We start from the raw sequence: 15,506 nt of genomic DNA on the forward strand, positions 1-15,506 counted from the left end.
CGCGCCGCGGTGTCGGAATAGAATCGGCGGTACCGCTTCGGTGTGCGGGGACAGTGCCACGGCAGACGGAAGGCAGACGCGATGAGCGAGATGCGTGTGATCGGTATTCGTGTCGAGCAGCCACAGAATCAGCCGGTACTGCTGCTCAGGGAGGCCGACGGCGACCGGTACCTCCCCATCTGGATCGGTCAGACGGAGGCCGCGGCGATCGCCCTCGAACAGCAGGGCGTGGAGCCGGCGCGTCCGCTCACCCACGACCTCATCACGACCCTGATCGGGGCGCTCGGCCACACGCTGCGCGAGGTGCGGATCGTGGACCTTCAGGAAGGCACGTTCTACGCGGACCTGGTCTTCGACGAGGATCTGCGGGTCTCGGCCCGGCCGTCGGACTCCGTCGCGATCGCGCTGCGGGCCGGGGTGCCGATCTTCGCGGAGGAGACCGTGCTGGCCGAGGCGGGCCTGGTGATGCCGGACGAGCGTGAGGACGAGGTCGAGAAGTTCAAGGAGTTTCTCGAGTCGGTGTCCCCCGACGACTTCAAAGCAACAGATACGTAACAATTGCCTCCGTGTCGCGACCTGGTGAAACCAGATCGTTGTGACTTCTGGTAGGTGCCGCTTGGGCGTGTTGCGTTGACCGCGGTTTCGTGGCCCCATACCGTCTGCACCAGTAAATATCCATCATGTGATTCGTCCCGGGGCGTACCCTGAGTTGAATCCACGGTATGGGATTTGTCCGTGCGAGAGGGAGCAGTCAGTGGTAGATCAGCCGCAGGATCCTCGGCGAAACCTCGTCTCGAACCCGGGAGACCGGGCCGGGTCGGCCGGTGACGGTGCATCGAGCGGCGATTCCCAGACTCCGAACGCCCAGAACCCGAACGCTCCGGTCGTCGAGACCCCCGTCCCCGAGTCCCAGATTCCCTCTGGCCCGGTGGAGGACATGCAGCCGGGCCTGTTCCCTGACGACTCCGTGCCGGACGAACTGGTCGGCTACCGGGTGCCCAGCGCCTGCCAGATCGCCGGCATCACCTACCGCCAGCTCGACTACTGGGCCCGCACCTCACTGGTGGTGCCGTCGATCCGCGGGGCCGCGGGATCCGGCAGCCAGCGCCTGTACTCCTTCAAGGACATCCTGGTCCTGAAGATCGTCAAGCGACTGCTCGACACCGGCATCTCCCTGCAGAACATCCGCGTCGCGGTCGATCACCTGCGCAAGCGTGGCGTCGGCGACCTGGCCAAGATCACCCTCTTCTCCGACGGGACCACCGTCTACGAGTGCACCTCCGCGGAGGAGGTCGTGGACCTGCTGCAGGGCGGTCAGGGCGTGTTCGGGATCGCGGTCAGCGGCGCAATGCGCGAGCTGACCGGCGCCATCGCGGACTTCCCCGCCGAGCGGGCCGACGGCGGCGAGAGCGAGCCGAGCCCGGAGGACGAGTTGGCGTCGCGTCGCAAGAACCGGGCCAACCGCAAGATCGGCTGACATCGGCGTCGAAGAACGTGTCGGCGGACACAGTCCCCGACGGGTTGGGCCGTCGCGCGCAGGTGAATTCGTAGCCTAGAATTCTAGGTACGTCGCGTCGCGCGGGAGAGTTCCGGAGGATTTCGCTCCGGACGCCGAAGGAGCAACACCTCCCCGTCAATCTCTCAGGCACAAGGGACCGCGCGGGCTACGACGTCTCTGGAAAGCGGTGGGAGTACCCACCCGCCCACGGGGAAAGGGGCCGACCGTCGTCGGTTTCCGAATCTCTCAGGCGCTCGCGGCGACGAGCAGGCGACAGAGGGGGAGGAGCGCACCGCAGGACGCGGGGCGTGTCCTAGGACCCTTCACCCCGCGGGAGTTGCCTTGTCAGACGCCAGAAGCCACACCTTCGTCGACCGCCACGTCGGTCCGGACGCGGGCGAGCTCGCCCGGATCCTCGACGTCGTCGGCGTCGCGAGCCTCGAGGAGATGGCCGGCAAGGCCGTTCCCGAGGTCATCCTCGACACCGTCACGGACGGGGTCAGCGACGGCCTGGACGTGCTGCCCGCGCCGCTCTCCGAGCACGAGGTGCTCGCCGAACTGACCCGGCTGGCAGACCAGAACACCGTCGCCACCTCCATGATCGGGCTGGGCTACTACGACACCCTCACCCCGCCGGTGCTGGTGCGGAACCTGATCGAGAACCCGGCCTGGTACACCGCCTACACGCCGTACCAGCCGGAGATCAGCCAGGGCCGGCTGGAGGCGTTGCTCAACTTCCAGACCATGGTCGCCGACCTGACCGGCATGGAGGTCTCCAACTCGTCGATGCTCGACGAGGCCACCGCCGCGGCCGAGGCGATGACCCTGCTGCGTCGCGCCAGCCGTAGTCGCTCGCCGCGGTTCGTGATCGACGTGGACCTGTTCCCCCAGACCCGTGCCGTGATCGAGACCCGGGCGATGCCGCTCGGCATCGAGCTCGTCGAGGCGGACCTCACCCAGGGACTGCCCGAGGGCGAGTTCTTCGGCGTGCTGGCGCAGCTGCCCGGCGCGTCCGGCCGCGTCGTCGACCACGGCGACCTGATCGCCGCCGCGCACGAGCGTGGCGCGCTGGTCGCGGTCGGTGCCGACCTGCTGGCGCTGACCCTGCTGACCCCGCCCGGCGACCAGGGTGCGGACGCCTGCTTCGGGACCACCCAGCGTTTCGGTGTCCCGATGGGCTTCGGCGGGCCGCACGCCGGCTACCTCGCGGTGCACAGCAAGCACGCCCGCCAGCTTCCGGGCCGACTCGTGGGCATCTCCGTGGACGCGGACGGCGACAAGGCGTACCGGCTGGCGCTGCAGACCCGTGAGCAGCACATCCGCCGCGAGAAGGCCACCTCCAACATCTGCACCGCGCAGGTGCTGCTCGCGGTGCTGGCCGCGATGTACGCCAGCTACCACGGCGCCGACGGGCTCCGGGCGATCGCCCGGCGCGTCAACGGCCACGCCACCGCACTCGCCGCCGGGCTGCGCGCCGCGGGCATCGAGGTGGTGCACGAGGCGTTCTTCGACACCGTGCTCGCCCGGGTGCCCGGCCGCGCCGACGCCGTCACCTCGGCCGCGAAGGCCTGGAACGTCAACCTGCGGCGCGTCGACGCCGACCACGTGGGCATCTCCTGCGACGAGGCGACCACCGCGGCGCACCTCGAGTCCGTGCTGGCCGCGTTCGGGGTGGGCGGTGCGGCGGTGCCGCAGGGCGCCGACTCGCTGCCGGCGTCGCTCGCGCGTACCTCCCTGTTCATGACCCACCCGGCCTTCGTCGCGTATCGCACCGAGACCGCGATGATGCGGTACCTGCGCCGGCTCTCGGACAAGGACATCGCGCTGGACCGCAGCATGATCCCGCTCGGTTCGTGCACCATGAAGCTCAACGCAGCCGCCGAGATGGAGGCCATCACCTGGCCGCAGTTCAACAGGCTGCACCCGTTCGCGCCGACCGGCGACGCCCCCGGCATGCTGCAGATCATCACCGACCTGCAGGACTGGCTGGCCGCGATCACCGGCTACGACGCGGTGAGCCTGCAGCCGAACGCGGGCAGCCAGGGCGAGTACGCCGGCTTGCTCGCGATCCGCAGCTACCACCTCAGCCGCGGCGACGACCACCGCGACACCTGCCTGATCCCGTCCAGCGCGCACGGCACCAACGCGGCCTCGGCGGTGATGGCGGGCATGCGGGTCGAGGTCGTGGCGTGCCGTCCCAACGGCGACGTCGACCTCGACGACCTGAAGGCGAAGATCGCCGACCATGCCGGGCGGCTCGCCGCCATCATGATCACCTACCCGTCCACACACGGCGTGTACGAGCACGAGGTCGCCGAGATCTGCGCGGCCGTGCACGACGCGGGCGGACAGGTCTACGTCGACGGCGCCAACCTGAACGCGCTGGTCGGGCTCGCCCGCCCGGGGCGCTTCGGCGGCGACGTCAGCCACCTGAACCTGCACAAGACGTTCTGCATCCCGCACGGCGGCGGCGGTCCGGGCGTCGGGCCGGTCGCGGTGCGCTCGCACCTGAGCCAGTTCCTGCCCGGGCACCCGATGGCGCCCGAGCTGGGCGGCGCCGGGCCGGTCTCGGCGGCGCCCTACGGCAGCGCGTCGATCCTCCCGATCACCTGGGCGTACATCCGGATGATGGGCGCGGCAGGGCTGCGTCAGGCCTCGCTCACCGCCATCGCGTCCGCCAACTACATCGCCCGGCGCCTCGACGAGCACTTCCCGGTGCTCTACACCGGCGAGAACGGCATGGTCGCGCACGAGTGCATCCTGGACCTGCGCCCGATCACCAAGGACACCGGCGTCACCGTCGACGACGTGGCAAAGCGGTTGGCGGACTACGGTTTCCATGCCCCGACCATGAGCTTCCCGGTGGCGGGCACGCTGATGATCGAGCCCACCGAGTCGGAGAACCTCGCCGAGATCGACCGGTTCTGCGACGCGATGATCGCGATCCGCGCCGAGATCGGCCGGGTCGCCGCCGGCGAGTGGCCGGTGGAGGACAACCCGCTGCGCGGCGCCCCGCACACCGCGGCCTGCCTGGTCGGCGACTGGGAGCACCCGTACTCGCGCGAGCTCGCGGTGTTCCCCGCCGGCAAGGACGCCCCGAAGATCTGGCCGCCGGTCCGTCGTATCGACGGCGCCCACGGTGACCGGAACCTGGTGTGCTCGTGCCCGCCGATCGAGGCGTTCGCCGACTAGACCCGGAATTCCTGGCCCCCAATGTCACAGCGGCTGCCCATACGGGCGGTTGCTGTGACATTGGGGGGCGCGGACATCGGTGCTGACGCCAAGTCGTGAGCGACCCGAATGATCATTGTGTACAACGTCACGCGGGGAGGACGATGGCGGATGGCGGCCGCAACGCCGCCGTCGTCCAGCCAAAGGTGCAGGCCATGAAGTCCATCCTCGCAAGAGCCGTCGCTGCCACCGCCGTCGTTGTCGCGATCGGCGCGGTCACCGCCCCGATCGCCTCTGCCGAGTCCCGCCCGCTCGGGAACGGGTCGTTGAACATCTGCTTCTCGGTCCCGCTGCCGGGCTCCGCAGATCTCGTCTGGTGCCTGTGACCTCGCCTGGCTGACCGAGTGTCGCATTCGTCCACTCGAACCGAACGAATGCGACATTCGGACATGAGGAATTGCGGGTGACGGACGGTCAGCCCGGGTCGACGGCCAGCTCGAGGATCGTGATCTCGGGCGGCGCGGCGACCCGCACCGGCGGACCCCACGCGCCCGCGCCCCGGCTGGTGTAGAGCACGGTCTCGCCGATCCGGTCGAGGCCCGTCGCCGACGGCTGCTGCAGCGGCACCAGGTACCCGAGCGGCCACATCTGACCGCCGTGCGTGTGCCCGGACAGTTGCAGGTCCACGCCCAGTTCGTTGGCCTCGAGCGCCTGTTTGGGTTCGTGCGCGAGCAGCATCACGAGGCGGTCCGGGTTGCGTCCGGCCAGCGCCGCGTGCAGGTCGGGCTCGTACGGCGCCGGCGAGGTGAAGTCGTGGATGCCGGCCAGGTCGACGACGGCCTCGCCACGGCTCAGTTCGACGCGGGCGTTGCGCAAAGTGTGGATGCCCAGCCGGTCCCACAGGTCCAGCCATCGGCCGCCGTCGCCCGCGTAGAACTCGTGGTTGCCGCTCACCCCGAACACACCGAGCGGGGCGCGCAGGTCGGCCAGCGGCGCCAGGTCGGTGCCGACCTTGGCAACCGTGCCGTCGACGAGGTCGCCGCCGAGCAGGACCAGGTCGGGTCGCTCGGCGCTGACCGCGGACACGACCTCGCGGGTGAAACCGGCACCGCGGGCCGGTCCCACGTGCAGGTCCGTCACCAGGGCGATCCGCGTCCCCGCGAATTCGGCGGGCAAGCGCCGCAACGGGACCCGTACGTGCCGTACGCGCGGAGTGGCGGCCTCGCCGACGCCGTACCCGACCGCGGTGAAGGACGCGAGGACGACCGTCGCGGTCGCCCCGCGCAGCAGCCGGCGCCGCGTCAGGCCGGGGCCGCTCGACTCACCACCGCCAGTGCGGGAGAGCAGGCGGGAGGCACCGGACACGGCGGCGACCAGCAGCAGTCCCAGCGCCAGGTACAGCATCACGGCGAGCCAGACCCAGCCCACGAACGCAGGTCCGCGGGCCCACGACGGGTCGAAGACCTCGCCGCTGCCGAGGCCGACCAGGGCGAGCACCCACGCCCCGGCGAGGGCGACGGCGACCGCGCGGGTGCCGCGCGGGCCGAGGCCCACCGCGTGGGTGAGGCGCCGGTGCAGCAGCCAACTGACGAGCGCGAGGAACGCACCGAAGACGAGAAGTCGGATCATCCGTCAGGACAGCAGCTTTCCGACGGCCTGCTCGAGTTCCGGTCCGTCCGACGTCGGCACGGTGACTGCGGTGCCGCCGGTCTGCTCCGCGAGCTGTCGCAGGGTGGCGACGTCGGAGTTCTCGCCGATGACGATCACGTTGACGGGCACCGGCTTGCCCGGCACCGTCACGTCCCGGATCGAGGCGAGAAGTTGGCGGGAGCTGATCGAGGTGTCGTCGTTGGGGCCGTCGGTGATGAGCAGCAACGAGTTCGGGCGCCCCGTGACGAAGCCGTCGACCGCGGCCTTGTACGCCGCCTGCACCGACGCGTACGTGGACGTCGCCGTGGCCGGGGTGAGGCCGCCGAGCGCGGTCTCGAGGGCCTCCCGGCGGGTGACGCCGGCGACCGGGTCGGTCAGCGGCCCGGTGGGCACCACGACGCGGTACGGCTTGGTGCCGTCGAGCCCGCGGGAGTAGGTCCAGAGTCCGAGTCCGGAGTAGTCCGGCGCGCGCGCGACCTGCGCGGTGAGTGCCGCCGCGGTGTTGCGCAACCTGCTGGCGCCGCCCTCCGTCGTGCTCATCGAACCCGAGACGTCCAGCAGCACCGTGGCGTTCGCGGCGGCGACGGGATGCGTGACCACGCCGGTGAGCGTCGCGGCGACGGCGCCGCTGCTCGGCTGCAGAGCGGTCGCGACCGGGGCGAACGGCACGGCGTCGGTGCCGGTCGGCACGCCGTCCTCGGTCCGGAACCCGGCGTCACGCAACGTGGCCGCCTGCTCCGGCTGTCGCAGGTACTCCACGAACTGGGCGGCGGCGCGGCTGTGGGTCTCGTCGACCCAACCCGTGGCCAGGACCGCGGCCGGGTGGTCGGCGATGGGCGTGGCGCCGGTGGGCGTCAGGGTGGCCAGCGGCGCGCCGGACCGCGTCGCCCGGTACACCTGCTGCTCGGTGGCCGGCGTCGCGTGCAGGGCGCCGGCCGCGGGATGCGGTTGACTGCCGAGGGCGACCAGTGCGGCTGCGGTGGTGGCCGGCGGGCCGCCGTCGAGGGCCGCGGACCCGATCCCGAGCTGCGAGAGGGCGGCGACCACCGGGGTGGAGGCGGCGTGCTCTGCGGTGACCGGGCCGGCACCCGCGTTCGACACCGCGGCCGCGACGGCCTCCGCGGCCAGGCCGGTCGGCTCCGAGCCGGCGCCGGTGGGCAGCGCCAGCCGCAGCGACCCCCACCCGGACAGGCCCGCCGCGTCCAGCGAGCGCGGGTCCGACTGCAGGCCGGCGAGATCCTGCCAGCCGGTCGGTCGGCCGGCGAGAGTGTCGGCGAGGGCGGGCGGTGCGGCGAGGACGACGGGGGAGGAGGCGACCGACTTCGGCTGGCCGTTCACCAGACCGGGACGGTCGGCGACCCGGTCCAGGGACTGCGAGCTCTGCGGGATCCACAGCGCGGGGGCGGGTCCGGGTCCGGTCCAGTGCACGGGGTCACCGGCGGCGAGCGCGTCGGCGACGGACTCCCCGGGAGCCGGGGTCACCGTCACGCTGATGCAGTGGTCGCGCACCACGGGCGCGGAGTCGTTGTAGCGGCGTGCGAGTTCGCCGAGGGGGAGTGCGATGTCGGGGTCGGCGGTCACGTCGAGCACGGCGTCGCCCTCGACGCAGGTCTGTGCGGCGGCGGTGCCCTGGTCGGAGATGCGATCGCGCAGGCGCATCCAGCCGAGCACCGCAAGGATCACCAGCAGCACCGCGACCACGGCGATGACGGGCCCCCGGCTGACACCTCTGGATCCGGATGCCCCGCGATGTTGACCCACGTCCCACTCCGTCTGCCCGCGCCGAGCGGGCCTGTCGATGATCGGCCGGACGCCAGTCTACGGATCCGGGCCGGGCCGGAAGATGCGCCGATGCCGCCGCCCCGACAGGTCGGGACGGCGGCATCGGCGGCGGTCAGGAGGGGTCAGGCGTTGGCGGCCTTGTACTCCCGGCGACGGCGGTGCAGGATCGGCTCGGTGTAGCCGCTCGGCTGCTTGACGCCCTCGAGGATCAGTTCCTTCGCGGCCTGCCAGGCGATGTTGGTGTCGAAGTTCGGCGCCATCGGACGGTAGTCGGCGTCGCCCTCGTTCTGGCGGTCCACCACCGGAGCCATCCGCTCGAGCGCCTCGACGACCTCGGCCTCGGTGACGATGCCGTGTCGGATCCAGTTGGCCAGCAGCTGGCTGGAGATCCGCAGGGTGGCGCGGTCCTCCATCAGTGCGACGTCGTGGATGTCCGGCACCTTCGAGCAGCCGACGCCCGCGTCGATCCAGCGGACCACGTAGCCGAGGATCGACTGGCAGTTGTTGTCGAGTTCCTCACGCTTCTCGGCGTCCGACCAGTCGGTGCTCGGGGCGAGCGGGATGGTGAGGATGTCGTCGACGGTGCAGCGGGGCTTGCCCTTGAGCTGGTCCTGCACCGCGAACACGTCCACGCGGTGGTAGTGCGTCGCGTGCAGGGTGGCGCCGGTGGGCGACGGCACCCAGGCGGTGTTGGCGCCGGCCTTGGGCTGGCCGATCTTCTGCTCGAGCATGTCCGCCATCAGGTCGGTCATCGCCCACATGCCCTTGCCGATCTGCGCCTTGCCCTGCAGTCCGTCGGCCAGGCCGGTGTCGACGTTCCAGTCCTCGTAGGCGGAGATCCAGCGCTGCTTCTTCATCTCGGCCTTGCGGACCACGGCGCCGGCCTCCATGGAGGTGTGGATCTCGTCGCCGGTGCGGTCCAGGAACCCGGTGTTGATGAAGACGACCCGGTCGCTGGCCTCCTTGATGCACGCGGACAGGTTCACCGTGGTGCGGCGCTCCTCGTCCATGATGCCGACCTTGAGCGTGTTCGCGGGCAGGCCCAGGACCTGCTCGACGCGGCCGAAGAGCTCCGCGGTGAACGCGACTTCCTCGGGACCGTGCTGCTTGGGCTTGACGATGTAGATCGACCCGGTGCGGCTGTTGGCCAGCGGGCCGTTGGCGTCGCCGGTGCTCAGGCCGTGGACGGCGCAGGCGCTGGTGACCAGCGCGTCGAGGATGCCCTCGGGGACCTCGTTGCCGTCGGCGTCGAGGATGGCCGGGTTGGTCATCAGGTGACCGACGTTGCGCACGAACAGCAAGGAGCGGCCGTGCAGGCTGAGCTCGCCGCCGTCCGGCGCGGTGTAGGTGCGGTTGCCGTTGAGGGTGCGGGTGAAGGACTTGCCGCCCTTGTCGATCTCCTCCGCGAGGTCGCCGCGGTTGAGGCCCAGCCAGTTGCGGTAGCCGACCACCTTGTCGTCGGCGTCGACGGCCGCGACGGAGTCCTCGAAGTCCATGATCGTGGTCAGTGCCGACTCGAGCACGACGTCCTTGACGCCCGCCGCATCGGTCTGTCCGATCGGCGAGGAGGCGTCGATCTGGATCTCGGCGTGCAGGCCGTGGTTGCGCAGCAGCACCGAGGTGGGCGCGTCCTTCTCGCCGAGGTAGCCGACGAACTTCTCCGGCTGCGCGAGCGTGGTGACGGTGCCGTCGGTCAGCTCGACCTTCAGCTCGGTGCCGTCGATCCAGTAGCGCTTGGAGTCGGCGTGCGAGCCGGCGGCCACCGGCGCGGCGGCGTCGAGGAACTCACGGGCCCAGGCGATGACCTTGTCGCCGCGGACCTTGTTGTAGCCCTTACCCTTGTCCGCGCCGTCCGCCTCGGAGATGGCGTCGGTGCCGTAGAGCGCGTCGTAGAGCGAGCCCCAGCGGGCGTTCGAGGCGTTGAGCGCGAAGCGGGCGTTGAGGATCGGGACCACCAGCTGCGGCCCGGCGGTGCTGGCGATCTCGGCGTCGACGTTCGAGGTGGTGATCTCGAACGGGGCCGGGGTCGGCAGCAGGTAGCCGATCTCCTGCAGGAACGCCTTGTACTCGGCGGCGTCGATGGGCTGACCGGCACGCTCGCGGTGCCACGCGTCGATCTGGGCCTGCAGCTCGTCGCGCTTGGCGAGCAGGGCCTTGTTCTTCGGGGCGAGGTCCTCGATGACCTTGACCGCGCCGGACCAGAAGGCGTCGGCGTCTACACCGGTGCCCGGCAGTGCCTCGTTGCTGACGAAGTCGTAGAGAACCTTGGCGACCTGAAGCCCACCGACCTGAACGCGCTCAGTCATGAATTTCCTCGCTCTTTCTAAGTGAAAACCATGCAGACGACCTACATGTTACTCTCCGGTAATCCTCTAACTCTTTGTCCAGGTGCGAGAGGGACGCACACTGCGCTACGGCATCTCGGCGCGCGGTGGTGCGGCGCGTGAGGCGAGCGCGGACGGGGCGCGGGCGTAGTCGGCCCGGCCGGCCGCGGTCCCGAGCGACGTGGTTGGTGACCAGTCGTGTCGAGGCACCCGCGTGTCCTGTTCGCGGGCCAGTCGCGGCTGGTCGAACCTATCAGGTGCTCGACGGGAAGGTGCTCGACGGGCGCCGGGGTCCGGGCGTTTCTTCCCGAGTTCACGCATCGGGTGTCGAGCCCAGCGCTCAACGGTCGAGGCGGTAGAACCGCCAGAAGTCGTGTTCGATCGGCAGTTCGGTGAACGACTCGAACCCGGCCGCGGCGGCCCACTTTCGGACGGTCGACGGGCGCAGCACCGTCCCGTTGGCGGTCTCCGACGACTCCGCCATGGTGGCGGGCAGGCAGTGCAGCACGCTGAACGCATACTGCAGCCGCTCCACATCGCCCGCGCCCTCGGTGAACTCTTCGCCCGAATTCTCGTCGCCGATCAGAATCACGCCGTCCGATGTGAGGACCTCGCGGATCCCAGCGAGCACACCCACCGGATCGCCCATGTCGTGCAGCGCCTCGAATATCAGGGCGAAGTCGAAACTCAGCCGACGACGGTCCGCGAGCTCGGCGATCCCGTTGGCGTTGGCGACCTCGAAGTGCACGCGGTCTTCCAGTCCCCGTTCCGTGACGTTGGCCCTGGCATCGGCAATCGAGGCGGCGTCGAGGTCGACGCCGATCACCTCGGCGTTCGGGAAGGCCTCGGCGATGGAGATGCTCGACCATCCGGTACCGCATCCGGCGTCGAGTACCACGGCGCCGTCGCACGCCGCGCCGTCACCTCGGGCATCGTTTCGATCCATCCGGGCAGGTCGTGGACGAACCCGGGACGGTTGAAGGACCCGATGCCGTGCCGGATCTCGGCGCCGTACTGCTCGTAGGCGACGCCGCCGCCGGTGCGGTAGGCGGCCGTCACCGCCGGCAGGGTGAGTCCGCATCCGGCGAGCATCGGGGCGGCACCCAACATGTGCGCCAGGCTCTGCTCGTCGAGCAGGACCGGCTCGTGCGCTCGCGGTATCTCGTAACGACGTGAGCGGCCGTCACTTTCGCTGCCGTCGGCGACGACGCCGAGGATCCCAGCCGCAGCCTGCTGCTCGAGCCACTCCCGTGCGTACCGCTCGGATATCCCCGCCGCGGCCGCCAATCCGGCCGAATTGGTGGACCCGAGCCGGTGTATCGCGGGGTACAGCCCGAGCCTGCGGCCGAGGTCCATGGTCAGCAACTCCATGCCCGCGAGCAGGGAACCGAACACCCGGTCCACCAACTGATCGCGCGTCTGTTCCTCGGCAGCTGTCAATGGATCGGTGGTGGTGCGCATGGCCCCCAGCCTCATTTCCGCGTGCCGGTCAACGGGACTTACCTTTGTCGACGCTATTCCTTCGCCACCAGCAGTGTCGAGGGTCGAGGGCCTGGTACGGATGACCGGCACAGTGTCGTTCGGCTGTCGCGGTGCCGGACGACGGTTCGATCGAATCGAGAACAGGACCAGCGGTGGGGCCTGTGGATCGCCGGCGCCGTTGTGGCAACGATCCATCGGGAATAGCATCGGTAAATGTTGCGCTGCCGAGCGCTCTGTGGAATCCGCTCCAAGGTGATGACGTCGGTGGTCGCGTTCGTCGCCGCCGGGTTGACAGGGGTATTCGCCCCCACCTTCGCGAATGCGGATCCTCACATGGTCGAGTACCCGTTGCCGACCCCGATGTCGGCCCCTGTCGACATCAAGGCCGGCGGCGATGGCGGCATCTGGTTCTCCGAGACGCCGGCGAACAGGTTGGGCCGAATCGATCCGGTCACCAAGGAGATTCGCGAGTATGCGTGGCCGCAGCCGTGCGGCCCGTACCCGGTTACGGGCGGTCCGCAGGGCAAGATCTGGTTCGCGGCGTTGTCGTGCAACAGCATCGGCTCACTCGACCCGGCAACCGGACACGTCGACCTGTTCCCGGTTCCGAGTCCGCTGGCATTCCTCGCTGACATCAAGCCCGCGCCGGACGGTGGACTGTGGTTCACCGAATCCGTCCCAAGCAAGATTGCCCGCTTCGATCCGGTTACCCACGGCTTCCAGGAATTCAACGTGGACCTGCTGTCGGTACCGCAGGACATTGCCGTCGTCGGCAGCGGCGTCTATTACGCCGAACCGGTGGGCAACCGTATCGGCCGCATCGATGTGTTCACCCACCAGATCACCAATTACCAGATCTCATCGACCTTCTCGAATGTCGTCGATCTCGACCCGGGAGCGGACGGACATTCGGTCTGGTTCACAGAGGCGGGCCTGAGCAGGGTCGGATATCTCGACACCGACACCGGCGTGGTCGTCGACATTCCACTTCCCTTCCCGCTGACAGGTGTGACGACGATCGCCGCTGGACCTGATGGCGCCATGTATTTCCCCGAGTTCTACCCCAACAGGATCGGGCGCATCGATCCCGTCACGCATGCGATCACCTATTCCCCGATTCCGACGCCGCTTTCCCTTCCCATCGACATCGGCTGCACCAAGGCGCCGACCGCCAATCCGATGCACACGGATCCATGCCTGAAGGACGGCAGCCTCTGGTTCGCCGAGTCGCTGGGTAACAAGATCGCCGAGTACAAACCTTCGTAGTTACCGTGGTGCTCTGACGAAAGGGCTGTTCCAGTGCGGCAGGTCGGTGTCAGGGGGCGTCTTCACGCCGTCGTAGGGCCGCAGCAGGCGGGTGTGCTTCGGTCCGACCGCGAGGGGAACGCCGGTGTAGGTCCCGCCGCCCTTCGGGCCGATGCCCGGCCGGGATTCGACGAGCCCGACCTGCATGATCAGGTCGGCGCCGGGGTTGGGCGGGACGAGGTCGGGGGTCGTCGTAGCGGTAGGTGTCGACGTTCGCGCGCTGCATGGCGGGGCTCCTGGTCGACGGGTGGATCGGGCGAATGCGTCGATCGTGTCGATGAGCGGTGCCGGGTGTTGCAGGCGTCGGTCCGGGCCGGGCGCCGTTCCGCGGCGGTCGCCGGGCCGGTGTGATCGGGGCGTCGGCGCGGGCGCGCGGTCGGGAATCTTGCGGGCCCGGGTGGCGAAGACCGAAACAGCCGCTCGAAGCCGACGCCGATCTGGTCCTGCACCTGCACCGCACCTTTCCGTGCCGCCGCGGAGGATCTGTGGGCGAGGACCACCGCACCACCAATGCACCGCACGGTGGTTCGGCCCCTCGAAGGCGGAGGCTACGCCGGGAGCGACGATCGATGTCCAACAGGCGTTCGAGGAGAACGCCCCCTGGTGCGAACTGCGGATTGACACCTGCGAACCGCCCCGGCGGCTCGCGGTGTCGATGAGCGACGAGTTCGGGGACTGGCGACTGGAACCGATGCTGAGCGAGTCGAACGGCGCCACCGAACTGCGGCTTGTGCATCACCTCGGCAGCGACCAGGGGCTCGGCGGGGTCGGACCCGGTGGCGGAGTGAGGCCCCGGCCAAGACACCTACCGTCGAGACCGCGTGCAGCCGCAGGTCAGCGACGCGACCAATGAGGCTTCCATCCACCGGCGCGGGCGCTCGATCTGCACCTCGATCTCGGATGGTTAAACGGCATGTCCGCCGGCGCGGATCGGAGTTTAATGAGCAGCGCAGCGTAGTGGAGTTCGACAGATGCCCGACTCATGTTCCGCCGCCACCCATTTCGGTCCAGTCGCGGCCGATGCGGGAGGCATAGCGTTTCGGGGTGCAGGATGATCGAAGCAGTAACGGGGCTCCATGCGAGATGCGGCGCGCCGACCGATTCCCGGTCTGCTCCGCCCGGCCGTGTCGCGATCGGGTCGGGTGGTGGTGGCGTCGCCCTGCCGAGGCTGCTCACGGCGGCGACGTTGACGTCTGCGCAGGCCACACTGCTCCTCACGGATGCGATCGATCAGCTGGAAATGGCGCGCAGCCAGGGCCGTTCCCCGGTCGGTCTCGGGGGCGACGCTGTGACGGTCTCCGAAAGCGGACAGCTCACGATCGAGTGCCCCCGGAGTACGGAATCCCGGCACGACCAGCACGAGGCGGCCGCGAGTTTGCTGCGCAGTATCGTGGCGAACTGCGGCGATCCGGTGCTCGCCGATCGGCTGGACCAATCGATCTCCGGAGCAACGGATATTGCCGCTCTGACGAGACGCGCGCGTCACGCGGTCACGACCGAGTCGGACCTGGACGAGGAACGGACAAGGCGGCGCCAACTCGCCGACCTGGTCTCGGCCACGAGGGGGCGTTCCCTGCCCGGCGGGCAGGCCGGGGGCGAGGCGGCCGCCGGGTCGACCCGGCTGCCGATGTCTGCCGGAACGTCGCTCGCGCCGGACCACTGGTTCCCTCCGGCCCGGAGTCCGTGGCATCGCAGGAGAAGACGGCTGTCGCGGCGCCAGGGTGTACTGGGTCTCGTCATCGTCCTGGTACTGCTCGGGGCGGTGTGGACGGCTCCGCGGATGTGGTCGGAGCTACGGCGTGGCTGGGACACCGTCCTCAACCCCGTGAAAACGGAGGAACAGAATCAGATTCGGCCGGTCTCGCCGCCACCACCGGAACCCGTCGGTGATCAACCCGCCCCGGCCCCGAACACGGTGGGCACGGCGCCGGCGCCCGTCGAAGTCGGTGCCCCCGGCAGCGCCGGGCCGATCACCCTCGTCACCGCCACACCGGCCAACGGCGAGTGCCGGGCCGGGGGATCGTGCGTCATTCGGGTCGACGTGCACCTCGATCCGGCGACAAGTGTCGGCGCGGTGACCTGGGCGCTGACGGTGTACGACCGATGCTCCGGGCAGGTGCGGACCAACGGTGACGTGTCCCAGCCCGTCCAGTCGGGCACACATCAGGTGTACGGCATCGGGCGGACGGACCTGCCGCCTGGCACCGCGCTCGCTGTCGCCGCGATCACCAGCGCCCCTGCGACGGCCGCGTCCGAGCCGCTGCTGGTGCCTTCCGAGAACGCAGTCTGTTGAG

General features: G+C 69.8%; 11 protein-coding genes and 1 riboswitch. Of the genes, 6 read left to right on the forward strand and 5 right to left on the reverse strand.

All coding sequences use genetic code 11. The features are described 5' to 3' along the window. The first annotated feature begins 81 nt into the window (after positions 1-81). The 4 genes from RT2_RS13000 (at position 82) to RT2_RS25880 (ending at position 5,055) form a co-directional block, all read left to right on the forward strand. A complete protein-coding gene (locus tag RT2_RS13000) occupies positions 82-555 on the forward strand; it encodes a bifunctional nuclease family protein (RefSeq protein ID WP_072845207.1) in 474 nt (157 codons plus the stop codon). 382 nt (positions 556-937) lie between these two features. Then, positions 938-1,477 carry a MerR family transcriptional regulator gene (locus RT2_RS13005; protein WP_245709293.1) on the forward strand — a complete coding sequence of 180 codons (540 nt, stop codon included), beginning with the start codon at positions 938-940 and terminating at the stop codon, positions 1,475-1,477. Between the two features lie 92 nt (positions 1,478-1,569). After that, positions 1,570-1,668: riboswitch (glycine riboswitch) on the forward strand. A 172-nt stretch (positions 1,669-1,840) separates the two neighbouring features. Continuing rightward, positions 1,841-4,690 carry an aminomethyl-transferring glycine dehydrogenase gene (gene gcvP, locus RT2_RS13010; RefSeq protein ID WP_072845209.1) on the forward strand — a complete coding sequence of 950 codons (2,850 nt, stop codon included), beginning with the start codon at positions 1,841-1,843 and terminating at the stop codon, positions 4,688-4,690. A 194-nt stretch (positions 4,691-4,884) separates the two neighbouring features. Beyond that, a complete protein-coding gene (locus RT2_RS25880; protein WP_169888330.1) occupies positions 4,885-5,055 on the forward strand; it encodes a hypothetical protein in 171 nt (56 codons plus the stop codon). Between the two features lie 88 nt (positions 5,056-5,143). On the opposite strand, the gene RT2_RS13020 is transcribed toward RT2_RS25880, so the two are convergent. The 5 genes from RT2_RS13020 to RT2_RS25885 all read right to left on the reverse strand — a co-directional run bounded on the left by RT2_RS13020 (position 5,144) and on the right by RT2_RS25885 (position 11,886). Beyond that, positions 5,144-6,298 carry a metallophosphoesterase gene (locus RT2_RS13020; protein ID WP_072845211.1) on the reverse strand — a complete coding sequence of 385 codons (1,155 nt, stop codon included), beginning with the start codon at positions 6,296-6,298 and terminating at the stop codon, positions 5,144-5,146. Between the two features lie 3 nt (positions 6,299-6,301). Further along, a complete protein-coding gene (locus tag RT2_RS13025) occupies positions 6,302-8,080 on the reverse strand; it encodes a substrate-binding domain-containing protein (protein ID WP_072845212.1) in 1,779 nt (592 codons plus the stop codon). Positions 8,081-8,223: 143 nt separating this feature from the next. Next, entirely contained in the window at positions 8,224-10,407 is a 2,184-nt protein-coding gene (locus RT2_RS13030; RefSeq protein WP_072845213.1) for a malate synthase G, read from the reverse strand. 358 nt (positions 10,408-10,765) lie between these two features. Continuing rightward, positions 10,766-11,323 carry a class I SAM-dependent methyltransferase gene (locus RT2_RS13035; RefSeq protein ID WP_169888333.1) on the reverse strand — a complete coding sequence of 186 codons (558 nt, stop codon included), beginning with the start codon at positions 11,321-11,323 and terminating at the stop codon, positions 10,766-10,768. Continuing rightward, positions 11,248-11,886 carry a hypothetical protein gene (locus tag RT2_RS25885; protein ID WP_169888336.1) on the reverse strand — a complete coding sequence of 213 codons (639 nt, stop codon included), beginning with the start codon at positions 11,884-11,886 and terminating at the stop codon, positions 11,248-11,250. Before RT2_RS25885 ends, RT2_RS13035 begins: the two co-directional genes overlap by 76 nt. Before the next feature lie 276 nt (positions 11,887-12,162). Between RT2_RS25885 and RT2_RS13040 the strand changes: the two genes are divergently transcribed. Both RT2_RS13040 and RT2_RS13050 read left to right on the forward strand, forming a co-directional pair. Further along, positions 12,163-13,173, forward strand: a complete 1,011-nt coding sequence (locus RT2_RS13040; protein WP_072845214.1) for a Vgb family protein — start codon at positions 12,163-12,165, stop codon at positions 13,171-13,173. A gap of 1,414 nt (positions 13,174-14,587) precedes the next feature. Next, the gene (locus RT2_RS13050; protein ID WP_245709281.1) at positions 14,588-15,505 is read left to right on the forward strand and encodes a hypothetical protein; all 918 of its coding nucleotides are present in this window, start codon (positions 14,588-14,590) and stop codon (positions 15,503-15,505) included. Position 15,506 lies beyond the last annotated feature (1 nt).

Source organism: Rhodococcus tukisamuensis NBRC 100609 (assembly GCF_001894985.1).
Classification (GTDB): Bacteria; Actinomycetota; Actinomycetes; order Mycobacteriales; family Mycobacteriaceae; genus Rhodococcus_G; species Rhodococcus_G tukisamuensis.

Excerpts from the sequence above, each read along its gene's own strand:
- RT2_RS13040 (WP_072845214.1), top strand. The coding sequence starts at position 12,163 with ATGACGTCGGTGGTCGCGTTCGTCGCCGCCGGGTTGACAGGGGTATTC.
- RT2_RS13005 (WP_245709293.1), top strand. The coding sequence starts at position 938 with ATGCAGCCGGGCCTGTTCCCTGACGACTCCGTGCCGGACGAACTGGTC.
- RT2_RS25885 (WP_169888336.1), bottom strand. The coding sequence starts at position 11,886 with ATGCGCACCACCACCGATCCATTGACAGCTGCCGAGGAACAGACGCGC.
- RT2_RS13000 (WP_072845207.1), top strand. The coding sequence starts at position 82 with ATGAGCGAGATGCGTGTGATCGGTATTCGTGTCGAGCAGCCACAGAAT.
- RT2_RS13030 (WP_072845213.1), bottom strand. The coding sequence starts at position 10,407 with ATGACTGAGCGCGTTCAGGTCGGTGGGCTTCAGGTCGCCAAGGTTCTC.
- RT2_RS13020 (WP_072845211.1), bottom strand. The coding sequence starts at position 6,298 with ATGATCCGACTTCTCGTCTTCGGTGCGTTCCTCGCGCTCGTCAGTTGG.
- RT2_RS25880 (WP_169888330.1), top strand. The coding sequence starts at position 4,885 with ATGAAGTCCATCCTCGCAAGAGCCGTCGCTGCCACCGCCGTCGTTGTC.